The organism is Azospirillum sp. B506 (assembly GCF_000333595.1).
GTDB lineage: Bacteria > Pseudomonadota > Alphaproteobacteria > Azospirillales > Azospirillaceae > Azospirillum.
Window position 1 is genome coordinate 1 of sequence record NZ_BADK01000044.1, and the last position, 11,765, is coordinate 11,765.

Here is an 11,765-nt window from a genome sequence, read left to right on the forward strand (position 1 = left end):
GGAGTCCACCCTGCATCCGTTGGTGCCGCTGTCCTGGCGCGAGGGGGTGGTGGAGGGTGCCGCCGACGGGGCGCTGAACGCGCTGAACGTCGCGGTGAACGCCACCCTGCGTGATTTCGCCGAAGACGACCCGGCGCTGTCCCACCTGACCGGGCCGGAAACCACGCTCGCCGTCAAGGCGCAGATCGATACCGGCAGCGGCCGGATCGGGCTGGAGACCTTGGCGTTGACCGCCGCGGCCGCAAGGGCCGAGGCGAAGGGAACCGTCGGCGGCTGGGGCCAGACCGCCGACCTGACGCTGAACGCCAATGCCGACGATCTTGCGCTGCTGTCCGGTCTGGCCGGCCGGCCGCTGGCGGGGGCGGTGGCGTTGAGCGGGCCGGTGAAGCGCGGGGCCGACGGGCTGCTGACCGCCGATCTGACCGGCAGTCTCGACCGGCTGTCCACCGGCACCCCGGCCGACGCGGTGCTGGGCGACAGGGCGGCACTGGCGCTTGCCGCCAGGATGGAGCCGGACGGGGCCATGCGGCTGACCGGCCTGACAGTCGATGGCCGCAACGGCAAGCTGACCGGCACCGCGACTCTGGTGGACAACAAGGTCGATGCCCGCAGCACCCTGACCGTGGCGAAGCTGGAGCCGCTTGGCGGTGCGCTCGGCACGCCGATGGCGGGGGCAGCGACGTTGGAGGCGACCGCGCGCGGACCGCTCGACGCCATCGAGGCGCAGGCGACGCTGAACGCCCGCGACCTCGTGGTGCAGGGCCGCCGCCTGGGCGCCACGGAGGTCAAGGCGACCGCCGCCGGCCTGCCGGCCACGCCGAACGGCACGCTCTCGGCGCGGACCAGCCTGGACAGGACGCCGCTGTCGGTCGACGGACGCTATGCCCTGCGCGAACAGACCTTGCGGCTCGACGGACTGACCATCGCCAACGGAGCCAACCGCATCACCGGACAGGCGCAGGTGGCACTCGATACGCTGCTGGCCACCGGCCGGCTGGAGGGCAGGCTGCCCAACCTGAACGGCCTGTCGGAACTGGCGGGGATGCCGCTGAGCGGCGGGGCGAGCTTCACCCTGGCGCTCGACGGCAAGGGTGGCAGGCAGGCGGCCAACCTGACCGCCGACGCCAACGACCTGCGGGTGGAAGGGCAAGGGCCGGAACGGAGCGGACCGCTGCTGAGTGCCCGCCGCCTGACCGTCAAGGCCGATGTCGCCGACACGCTCGGCACCCCCAGCGGCAAGGCGCGGGTGGAGATGACCGACGGCAATGCCGCCGGCACTGACCTGCGCAGCGTCACCGCGTCGGTCGACGGGTCGCTGGCGAAGGCCAGCTTCCAAGCCAATGCAGCGGGAGCGGGCGCCCAACCGGTCGCGCTGGATCTTGCCGGCGGCTTGGCACGGGAGGGCGAGGCGACCCGCATCCGGCTCGACCGCTTGCAGGCGCGCTATGCCGGGCAGGACGTGCGGATGACCGCTCCGGCGACCATCCTGCTCGCCGACCGCCGTTATGAGGTGAGGGAACTGCGGCTGTCCTCGGGCAACGCCCGGTTCGCTGCGGATCTCGGCCTGAACGGGGACCGCCTGAGCGGGGAATTGACCATCGACCGCCTGCCGCTGGCGTTGGCAAAGCTGGCCAGCCCGACACTGGCGCTGGATGGGGTTGCCGATGCGCGGGCGTCGCTCGGTGGCACGCTGCGAAACCCGCGCGCCGACGCCACCCTGCGGATCGCCGGACTGAAGGCGCAGCAGACCACGCAAGCGGGGTTGCCCGGCATCGACGCGACGCTGGACGCCCAATGGCGCGACCGCCGGCTGTCACTGAACAGCCGGATCGCCATGCCGAAGAATGCCGGCACGCTGACCGCCACCGCCGCCCTTCCGCTGGTGATGGACCCCACCAGCTATGCCGTCAGCGTTCCACCCAAGGGAGCGCTGGAGGCAGCGGTCAACGGCACGGTGGATCTGTCGCTGGCGAACGACCTGCTGTCCGCGTCGGGCGACCGGGCGCGCGGATCGCTGCGGTTGGATGTGCAGGCCGGCGGCGCGGTGGAAAAGCCGTCGCTCGGCGGATCGGTGGTGCTGGTGAACGGGCGTTATGAGAACCGCGCGTCGGGTGCCGTCATCACCAACATCGAGGCGCGGCTGGTCGGCGACGGCGACGTCTTTACCGTCCAGAGCTTCCGCGGCCGCACCCGCAATGGCGGTGCGATCAGCGCCAGCGGCGTCATCCGTCCGGGTGCGCCGGCCGACCGGCAGCTCGACATCGCGCTTCAGGCCGACAATGCCCGGCTGGTGGAGATCGATCTGGTGACGGCGGAGATCGGGGCCAACCTGACCTTGACCGGCGGCTTCACCAATGCCCGGCTTGCCGGGCCGGTGGACATCCGGCGCGCCGAGATCCAGGTTCCTGACCGCATGCCGGCCAATGTGGTCGATCTGAAGGTGACGGAAGTCGGCAAGGGCCGCCGCGCCCGCGGAACGACGCAGGTGTCCACCGCCGGCGGAACCCGCCGCGTTCCGCAGCCGGCCGAGAGCCCACCGGCCGCGACGCCCTTCGTTCTGGCGCTGGATATGACGGTGAACGCGCCGAACCAGATCTTCGTGCGTGGCCGCGGGCTGGACGCCGAGCTTGCCGGCAGCCTGCGCGTCAAGGGCACTGCCGCGGCGCCGGAGGTAACCGGCCGCTTCACCATCCTGAAGGGCAGCCTGAACCTGCTGGCCAAGAATTTCGAGTTCAAGCGCGGCATCTTCGACTTCGACGGCACCCAGCCCATCGATCCGAGGCTCGATTTGCTGGCGGAGGCGACGGCCAACGGCATCACCGCCGACGTCGTGGTCAGCGGTACCGCCCGCCAGCCTAAGATCGAACTGACCTCTCCCCAGGGACTGCCGCAGGATGAGGTGCTGGCCGGCGTGCTGTTCGGCAAGTCGGTTGGCGACCTGAGCGCGACGGAGGCGGTCCAGCTTGCCCAGTCGGCGGCGGCCCTGGCCGGCGTCGGTGGCGGTGGCGGCATCCTCGACAAGGTGCGCCGCGGCCTGGGCGTAGACCGGCTGGACTTCACCCAGGGCGAGAACGGCAAGGGCGGGGCGGTGCAGGCCGGCCGCTATGTCAGCGACCGCGTTTATGTCGGCGTCGAGCAAGGCATCGGCGCCAACCAGAGCAGGGCGAAGGTCGAGGTCGACATCACCAAGAACCTGAAGGGAACCGCCTCAGTCGGTGCGAACTCGGAGACGAAGTTCGGGGTGGTGTACGAGAAGGACTATTGAGGGGGGTGCCTTGGCAGGCTAACTCACCATCCCGCCACGATGCGCGAATGGGACGGTACCGGTACGATGCCGTCCACCGCCTGGGCGTCGAACCTCCGGGCGATGTCGGCTTCCAGGTCCCGGCGCTCTCCCACGGACAATGCGCCCAGCCGGTGGCCGAAGCTCATGTCGAGGGCCGCGCGCCAGAAGGGCTGGCCGGCAGGGGCCTTGCGGACCGGGGTCAGCTCGGTCTCCGACGTTTCCACAAAGCCGGCGGACCGCATCAGGGTGGAGAGCTGGCCCGGCTCGGCGAAGCGGAACAGCGGATCGAGGCTGCCGTCCTCTCCCAGATGGTCCGCCACCGCCGCGCCGATCTCCGCGAACAGACCGTTGCCGGCGCGTGGCCCCCACACCATGAAGGCGGCCTTGCCGCCGGGGCGCAGGACCCGCCGCACCTCGCGCAGGGCGGACTCCACGGTCGGCAAGAACATGATGCCGAAGCGGCAGGTCACGCCGTCGAATGCGCCGTCGGCAAAGGGCAGGGCGGTCATGTCGGCGGCGGTGAAGGCGGGCGCCGGCCCCTCGACGCTGCGGGCGCGGCGGATCGCACCGGCCATCATGCCGGGCACGAGGTCGCTGCCGACCACCAGACCGTCCTCCCCGGCGCGGCGGGCTGCGCTCAGGGCTGGCTCCCCCGCACCCGACGCAAGGTCGAGCAGCCGGTGGCCTTCCGTCAGGCCGGCGGCGTCGAGCAGCGGCCGGTTCAGCTTGTCGGCCAGATCGGCCATCGGATCGGCCCAACGGTCCCAGGCATCGGCACTGGCGGCCCAGCGGTCGCGCTCGCGGTCGGCATCGGGATGGGTGGTGTCCGGGGCGGCGGTGGCAGGGATTGCGGTACCGGGGATGCTGGTCGCGCTCAATGGAGAAGCCTCGCCGTGCCGGCCACGCGCTGGGCAGTGTCGGCATCGCTCAATCGTTCGCCCAATGCCGACAGTTCGTCGGACAGCTTGCGGTTGGCGTCGGTCAATTGTTGGATGCGGGTCTGCGCCGCCTGCTGCTGTTGGGACAGGGCAGCCACCGTCTCCGTCAGCTTGCGGATTTGCTGGGATTGCCGGGCTGCCGCCTCGTTCTGGCTGCGGCGGATCGATCCGACGGCCACCAGCACGACAAGGCTGATGGTCAGGCCGGCCGCGATGGCGACGATGCTGATCCCGGTGAACCAGTCCATGGGCGCAGAGCTTCCGCCCATTTCACCTGTTGGTCAAGCAGCCTGACAGTCGGCATATGCAACGGACCCGGCGCCATTGCCGGCGTCGGGTCCGTTGCGATCGGAAATGAACAGGAAGGGTCAGCCGACGGAGCCACTGACCGGACGTTCCACCTTCATGCGCAGTTCCTTCAGGTGATCGCCAAAGGCGCGCAGGACCGGCATGATCCGCTGGGTCTGGTCGGTGGTGACGTGGGCATCGGTCTTCAGCACGATGGTCGGCGCCTCGGCCATCAGGCGCTTGGCGCGCATCGGGCCGACCTTGTCGTCGAGGAACATGGCCATGCCCATCAGGATGCCCAGCGTCACGTCGTCCGGAGCCTTGGGCAGGGCCAGAACGTCATGAAGCTCGTTCAGCAGGGTGTAGGCGACGATGGAGGTGCGTTCGATGGTGTCGACGTCGGCGGCCATGGGCATCGGGCAGGTCCTCGGGAAACGTTCGGATGAAACGTTGCGGGTGAGACGCCGGCGGGTGACGCGGGAAGGCGTCCCGAAGGGCACCAGCGCTTGCGAAATCCGTCGTGTCCCGAGGGTAATCGTCATTTTATAACCAAAGTGTTAACCAAGTGCCGTCCGAGTCGCCCGAGTCGCATTTTTCCGAGTCGCAATCTCCCGTTCTCACCGCTTTCCGCCGCTGCGCGCCTTGGTCGAAAGCGACAGCTCGGCAACCTCCTCTCGCGCTGTGCTGACGAGGCCGGCGGACTGGACGACATCGCGGTTGAAGGGATGATAGGTCTGCGCGTAGACGCTGCGGATCTTGGTCACATAATCCTGCGTCTCGCGGTAGGGCGGGATGCCCTTGTATTGCAGCACCGCTCCCTCGCCGGCGTTGTAGCCGGCCAGCGCATAGGCGACGTTGCCGTCGAAATAGGCCAGAAGCCAGCGCAGATACTTCATGCCGCCGCGCAGGTTCTGTTCCGCGTCGAAGGGGTTGGAGACGCCGAAGCGCTCCGCCGTCTCGGGGATCAGCTGCATCAGCCCCTGGGCGTTCTTGTTCGAGACGACATCGACGCGGTAACCGGATTCGACCGCGATGACCGCAAGCACCAGGTCCGGATCGAGGCCATAGCCGGGCGCCATCTTCTGCACCATGGCGCGGATTTCCGCCGGCGGCTTGCGGATGATGCCCCAGCGCAGGTTTGGCGGTTCGCAGCGGTCGGGTGTCTTCACCGTTCCGCCGACCGCGCCGACCAGCCGCTCCGCCTGTTCGTTGCCGAGGGAGGCCGCCTTGCGCAGCCAGGCGCGGCCGAGGTCGGCATCCTTGGACACACCGCCCAGACCGGCCATGTGCATGCGTCCGGCCATCAGGGCGGCGTCGGCATAATCCTGGCGGGCGGCCCGGCAATAGAGCGATAAGGCGAGCCGGATGTCGGCCTTCACCCCGTCGGCGCGTTCGTAATGCTGCGCCAATTCGTATTGGGCGCGGGAACTGCCCTTGTTGGCCAGGGCCTCCAGCGCAGCGACGGTTTTTTCGGCGATGCCCGCGCTGGCCGGAGACGATGTCAGTAGACCGGGCAGCAGTGCTGCCGCCGCAAGCGCCGCCATACATGTTTTGCTGGTTCTGTGACGGAAAATGCGCCTTGAAGCTGCTGGGACGCGTGACGCGGACGGTGTACCGCAAAGGTTCGTGTGGCCTTCCACCGGACCCCCCTGTATGATTTTATTCGAGCTTTTGGAGACCATCAAAAGGTCGGAAGCAAAGCTTTCAGGGAGGACGCGGCTGCACCCCACTGGCCGTGTGCCAAGCATGGCGGCATAAGCCGAAGCGGAATTCCGGCTGCCGGAGAATACATCGCCATCACTGGTCGATGTGGCGCTGCCAATAAAAAATACATAGGCCGATCGACTGGTGCCGGTCGGTCTTTTTCTTTTCACGTTGGTCATGCGTCCTCCAATCGAGTTGGAGAAATAACCAACGACCATGTTTTAAGCCAATGCCCGAACGGTGATTGCGCTGGGATAGCCGGGGTACTCTAGGGGTTAATTGTCTCCATTGTATGACCCACTAGCCTTTTTCCCAACTGGCAGCTCCTTTGTGCGCTCATTACGTACGGATCGGGCCAGATAATCGGCTGAAAAATACGTCGGCCTCGGACGGTGGAGTTTCTCCTCGAAACTCTTCGCCTTCCGGGGCCGTCGTGCCGGAGGCCCCGGCCACGCTGTACGCACCAAGGATGCGGCCGGCGCGGTCGTGGCGAACGGCATTGAAGGAGGCATCGTTTCACCGATGGCGAACCACGTCGCGACCACTTTGAGCCACCGATTGCGCGCCCCGGTCCCGGCCGAGCCGGTGCCTTTCGGCGCCGAAGCCGTTGGCCGGACCCGTTCGGACCGCCTGCCGACGTACCTTGACCAGACCACCGCCGATGCCGGGATGGAGACCCATTTGACTGTCGATGCGGAGGCCAGAAGGGCCGAAGCCAGCACCGAGACCGGCGAAACCCAGGCCGATGTCGGTTCCGACGTTGCCGTCCGGGCCGATGTTGAGGACGAGTACCGCCCAGATCCCAACGCCCCGCCCGACCCTGCGGTGATCCGGCAGATCGAGGAGGAGATCCCGCGTCTGCGCCGTTTCGCCCGTGCCATGGTGCGCGATGCCACGCTGGCCGACGATCTGGTGCAGGAGTGCCTTGAACGCGCGTTGTCGCGCTTGCATCTGTGGCGGCCCGGCACCAACCTCCGGGCGTGGCTGTTCACCATCCTGCGCAACCTGCACATCAACGGCGTGCGTCGCCGCCAGCCGGTGGTCGACATCGATGCCGAGGCTCAGGCCGCCATCGGTGCCGCACCGGGATCTCAGTTCGTGCGGATGGAACTGCGCGATCTGCGCCGGGCCCTCGCCCTGTTGCCGAACGAGCAGCGGGAGGTGGTTCTGCTGATCGGGCTGGAAGGAATCTCCTACAACGAGGCGGCCGACATCCTGGGCATTTCCATCGGCACCGTGAAGTCGCGCCTGTCGCGCGGCCGTCGTGCGCTGCGGCTGCTGATGGAAGGGAAGAACCCGTCGGACGATATCGACGCCTGAGGATTTTGGCGCCTGACGATCTTTGCGGGGTGCCCGGTCGCCGGGTGCCCCGTTTTCATGTGATCGGGTGGCAGTCCCGGGCAAAAAGAACGGCGGCGCCCGCGGGGGACGCCGCCGGAGGCGGGGACGATCGAAGCGACATCCGGGATCGCCGGCCCTGACGTCACCTCAGGGAGGAGAGAGTGCTGCATCGTCGGGAGACGATGCGATCAACCGGCCGATGCCGCGATGGTTCCATCCTGCCGGAGGAGCTGGCCGGAGGAACTGGCGGACCTGCGGACCGGCCGGCTTGCCTGCCTACCGTCGCCGGACCAGCCCCATGATGAGGCTGATGGCGAACAGGACCAGGAAGAGGAAGAACAGGATTTGCGCGATGCCGGAGCTGGCCGACGCGATTCCGCCGAACCCCAATGCGCCGGCAATCAGCGCGATGACGAAGAAAACCAGAGCCCAATAGAGCATCATACCCTCCCTCGCTCGGCCGAATAGTCGCCAGGACTGCCGGCGTCACGCATGAGAAAAGTCGTGGCCGCACCCGCCGTCCCGTCGTCTTCGTCTTCCAGCCTCTGCCTGGCAAAGCAAACGGGGCCAAGATGACGATAAGCACAGCCGGTGCGGCGGCATTCGATGATCAGAACAACGCTGTGGGTATGATGTTCCCGGTTCCCGACCGGCTGCGGTATCGGCACGCCGCAGGGCTGGTGCGGACTGGCATTTATGCAACAATGGGGCTTCCCGTGCGTTTCCGCTTCCAGAGAGGTCCGGCATCCGCCGGCCAGAGGGGACGATAGCGAACGAGGATCCCATGAAAACCGGATTGTTCCTGGCGGCAATGGCCGCCTCCATTGCGATGGTCCCGGCGGCCATGGCGCAGCAGGCCCAGTCCTCACAGGGCTATTCGACCTATTCGGGGAGCACGGGCGGCGATGCCTCCGGACTGACGGGTTCGACCGGAGGAGCCGCCTCTGATCTCGCCGGGCGACGCGGCCGGGGGCAGAAGACGGTCGAACTTCAGCAGACGACGCTGCTGAACCAGCTCAGCGCCGCCGGTTATGTTTCGGTGCGCGACTTCCACAAGGAGGGGGACCGCTATGTGGCCAATGCCATGACCCCGCAGGGCCAATGGACGACGGTGGTGCTCGACCCGCGCAATGCATCGACCAACGCGGCCCCGACCCCGGCCACAAAGCCGATCCGCTGAGTTAGTTGAGCAGTCGCGACCATGTGCCGGTGAGGCGGCCGACGCCTCCCGGCACGCGGAGATCGTAGAGCGGCAGCGGTTGCTGCAGTCGCTGCCCGGCATCGCGTCCCAGGGTGCGTACCGCCGTTTCCACCGTGCCGCCGACCGGCAGCCATCCCGATGCGGCAATCGGCACCACCAGCGCCAAGCCCCAGTCCATACGCCCGCCGAAGCGGCTTTGCGCTCCGTCCGGCCCTTCGGTCCAGGTGGCGTGGGCGGTCAGGCCGATGCCGCCGTCGAACCGGCGCATCATCTCCACCGTGCCGCCCCAGTCGCCGCCGAGATAACGGCCCAGCCGAAGCGCAGTCGTCGTGTCGGCGCCGGGAGAGTCCCAATAAATGCTGGCATGGCCGGTTCCGCGGGCATCGCTGCGGTCGATCCCGAACAGACCCTCCGGCCGCCGCTTCCACACCTGATTGAGGTCGAGGCCCAGTGCCCAGCGGGCCGCGAACGGCTGGAGCAAAGCCTCCGCCCCGATGCCCGCATACATCTCCTCCAGATGGCCGGCAGACAGCCGCGTGGTCACGCCATCCATCGGCCGGGCGAGCCACGCCGCATAGGCATGGTCGAGCGACAGCGGGCGACTGGCATATCGGGGCAGGTCGCTGCGAACCGGCTGGGCCGCCGGCAGGGCGTTGGTGTCCAGCAGGTCCAGGTTGCTGGAGGCATTGACGCGCAGCCCGCCGCCCAGGACCAGCCCGCGCAACGGTTCCGCCCGCAGCATCACATCGGTGTGTGTGCGTTGAGCCACCGCTGTCCCCAACTCGGACAGATCGACGCTGGCGACCAGCCGCGTCGACAGATCGAGACGTGGGCGCCAGTCTGGTGGCGGCTCGACCGCAGGGGCGAGTTCGGTGGTGCGCCAGATCTCCTCGGCGCTGCCGCGGTGGTTGGCGGCCCGCTCCAGGTCGCGGCGCTGCATGCTGACGGCGGCCGTATCCAGCCCGGCGGCGCCGGTGACGATCTGCAGCCGCTCGACTTGGGGTGGGGCAAGGTCGGCCAGCAGGCGGGCGGCATCGCCGACCTCGCGCGCCAGCGGCAGGCGGGCGCCGCCGGCCGGATCGAGCCACAATGTTGCCGTCTCGCCGTCGATCCGGGCCGAGCGGACGGGCAGTCCGCGGCTGCGGGCCACCAGAGCAATGGCGTCGGCAGACAGAGCCGATCCGGCGGAGGGGCGCGGACCGATGTCGGGGGGAGGGTGATCCGGTCCGTCGGCATCCTCCGCGGGATCAAAGCGGACCGACAGGCGCAGCATCAGCCGCTTCCCCTGCTCATAGGCCGCCCCCAGATCGGCCCAGGAGGCCGGACGCCAGGACAGGCCGATATTGTAGCGACTGCCGGGATCGAAGTCCGGTTCATCCTGCCGCTGGGCGCGGAACCGGTCGCCTGAGGATTCCAGTTTCAGACTCAGCCCCTCGACCGGCGTGTGCCACTCGGCCCCGCCGAACAGAGCCACGCGGTCTCCGCTGAACCATGCCTTCGGGCCGCGTGTCGTTGGCCAGGCGGATGGATCGCGGTCCCGGCGGAACCTGCCGCCCAGGACGCCGAACGGATTGCGCAGATGCCCGGCCTCTCCCAGCGTCCCCCAACCCATGCCGAGCGTCAGGTCCAGATCCCACCAACGGCGTGACAGGGCGATGTACTCACCGGCGAAGCGTCCCTTGCCCGGCAGGTCCAGTCCCGATCCGCTGACGTCGCGTCCGCCGACCACGATCGCCGGCCCGTGTTCGTCCTCCCGCCGCAGGCGGAGCTTGAGGTCGAGGCCGGGTTCGCTGAGGCCGTAATAGCCGGGATAGGCGCTGTTGCGCGCGGTGACCTCCAGCCAGGGAAGCGGCTGGGCGGAGATCGTGTAGTGGCGGTGCAGGTCGCCGAGCGCAGTCAATCCACCGCTCATCGAACCGTCGGACGCCATCCGCGCGGTCGGCATCTGCAACAGCCCGACCCCACCCCAGTCTGACAGGCTGACATGCGCCTCGCTGGCGAGCGCTGGAGCGGAAAACACCGCAAGAAGGATGGTTAGGACGGTCGTGCGCACGCCATGATCGCGAAGGGCCGGGATCGATATCCGATCCTTCGCGAGTCATGCATATGGATGCAACTGAAAAGCTGCTGCGGTGTCCGATTACGGAGCTTCGACCACCTCGAAGTCGTGGGTGATGGTGGCGGTCTGGCCCAGCATGATGGAGGCGGAGCAGTATTTCTCCGCCGACAGGGCGATGGCGCGCTCCACCTTGGCCGGGTCCAGCTTGCGGCCGGTCACGGTGAAATGGACATGTATCTTGGTGAAGACCTTCGGGTCGGTGTCCGCCCGCTCCGCCTCGATGGCGGCGATGCAGTCGGTGATCTGCTGGCGGCCTTTTTCCAGGATCATCACCACATCGAAGCAGGTGCAGCCGCCCATGCCGATCAGCAGCATTTCCATCGGGCGGATGCCGGCGTTGCGGCCGCCGGCTTCGACGGCGCCATCCATCACCACGGCATGGCCACTGCCGGATTCGCCGACGAACATCTTGCCGTCCACCCAGGTGACGCGCGCCTTCATGACCATTTCCTTCGTTCACTGTTGATCGTGAGTGTCCGCGCGAAGCTAGGCGCCACGGCGGATCGGCGCAAGGGGGCGCTGCATCTCCAATGTCGGACTTGTCCAACGGCGCCGGTGCGCCCAGAGTCCGGTGCGTTGCGCGACGCACAATCAGATGGCGAGACTCACCAGCATGCCGCACGGCCATTCCCACGGCGGTTCCCTTCACACAGATCATGGCCATGCGGGGCATGATCATTCTGCACACGACCATGCCGACCACAGCCATGCCGGCCATCACCATCACGGGCCGGTGCGCTACGACCGTTCCTTCGCGCTGGGTGCACTGCTGAACATCGGCTTCGTGGTGGTGGAGGCGGTTTACGGGTTGATCGCCAACTCCACCGCCCTGATCGCCGATGCCGGGCACAATCTCAGCGATGTGATGGGGCTGCTGCTGGCCTGGGG

11 protein-coding genes are annotated in these 11,765 nt (G+C 67.9%); 4 read left to right on the top strand and 7 right to left on the bottom strand.

Features of this window, described 5'->3' with window-relative positions; translation table 11 throughout:
- Positions 1–3,265 (top strand): translocation/assembly module TamB domain-containing protein (locus I71_RS01195; protein ID WP_042689036.1); only part of this gene is annotated, 3,265 nt, incomplete at its 5' end.
- Positions 3,266–3,288: 23 nt separating this feature from the next.
- Here the strand turns inward: I71_RS01195 and I71_RS01200 are convergent.
- The 4 genes from I71_RS01200 to I71_RS01215 form a co-directional block, all read right to left on the bottom strand.
- The gene (locus I71_RS01200) at positions 3,289–4,164 is read right to left on the bottom strand and encodes a class I SAM-dependent methyltransferase (RefSeq protein ID WP_244433546.1); all 876 of its coding nucleotides are present in this window, start codon (positions 4,162–4,164) and stop codon (positions 3,289–3,291) included.
- Positions 4,161–4,472, bottom strand: coding sequence for a hypothetical protein (locus tag I71_RS01205; protein WP_083896900.1), 312 nt, complete (start codon positions 4,470–4,472; stop codon positions 4,161–4,163). The genes I71_RS01200 and I71_RS01205 overlap by 4 nt, the downstream gene beginning before the upstream one ends.
- Positions 4,473–4,592: 120 nt before the next feature.
- Positions 4,593–4,928 (bottom strand): hypothetical protein, encoded by a 336-nt coding sequence (locus I71_RS01210; protein WP_042689042.1) that lies wholly within the window; start codon positions 4,926–4,928, stop codon positions 4,593–4,595.
- A 201-nt stretch (positions 4,929–5,129) separates the two neighbouring features.
- Complete coding sequence (locus tag I71_RS01215) at positions 5,130–6,056, bottom strand: lytic transglycosylase domain-containing protein (RefSeq protein ID WP_244433547.1); 927 nt, start codon at positions 6,054–6,056, stop codon at positions 5,130–5,132.
- 682 nt (positions 6,057–6,738) lie between these two features.
- Here I71_RS01215 and I71_RS39290 point away from each other — a divergent pair.
- Complete coding sequence (locus I71_RS39290; RefSeq protein ID WP_244433548.1) at positions 6,739–7,536, top strand: RNA polymerase sigma factor; 798 nt, start codon at positions 6,739–6,741, stop codon at positions 7,534–7,536.
- A 297-nt stretch (positions 7,537–7,833) separates the two neighbouring features.
- On the opposite strand, the gene I71_RS35460 is transcribed toward I71_RS39290, so the two are convergent.
- Positions 7,834–7,998, bottom strand: a complete 165-nt coding sequence (locus tag I71_RS35460) for a DUF1328 domain-containing protein (RefSeq protein ID WP_042689062.1) — start codon at positions 7,996–7,998, stop codon at positions 7,834–7,836.
- A gap of 343 nt (positions 7,999–8,341) precedes the next feature.
- Between I71_RS35460 and I71_RS01230 the strand changes: the two genes are divergently transcribed.
- Entirely contained in the window at positions 8,342–8,737 is a 396-nt protein-coding gene (locus I71_RS01230) for a hypothetical protein (RefSeq protein WP_042689045.1), read from the top strand.
- A 1-nt stretch (position 8,738) separates the two neighbouring features.
- On the opposite strand, the gene I71_RS01235 is transcribed toward I71_RS01230, so the two are convergent.
- Together I71_RS01235 and I71_RS01240 are read right to left on the bottom strand one after the other, a co-directional pair.
- Positions 8,739–10,811 (bottom strand): YjbH domain-containing protein, encoded by a 2,073-nt coding sequence (locus I71_RS01235; RefSeq protein WP_042689048.1) that lies wholly within the window; start codon positions 10,809–10,811, stop codon positions 8,739–8,741.
- Positions 10,812–10,898: 87 nt separating this feature from the next.
- Complete coding sequence (locus I71_RS01240) at positions 10,899–11,318, bottom strand: OsmC family protein (protein ID WP_042689065.1); 420 nt, start codon at positions 11,316–11,318, stop codon at positions 10,899–10,901.
- Positions 11,319–11,472: 154 nt separating this feature from the next.
- Between I71_RS01240 and I71_RS01245 the strand changes: the two genes are divergently transcribed.
- Positions 11,473–11,765 (top strand): cation transporter (locus I71_RS01245; RefSeq protein WP_244433549.1); only part of this gene is annotated, 293 nt, incomplete at its 3' end.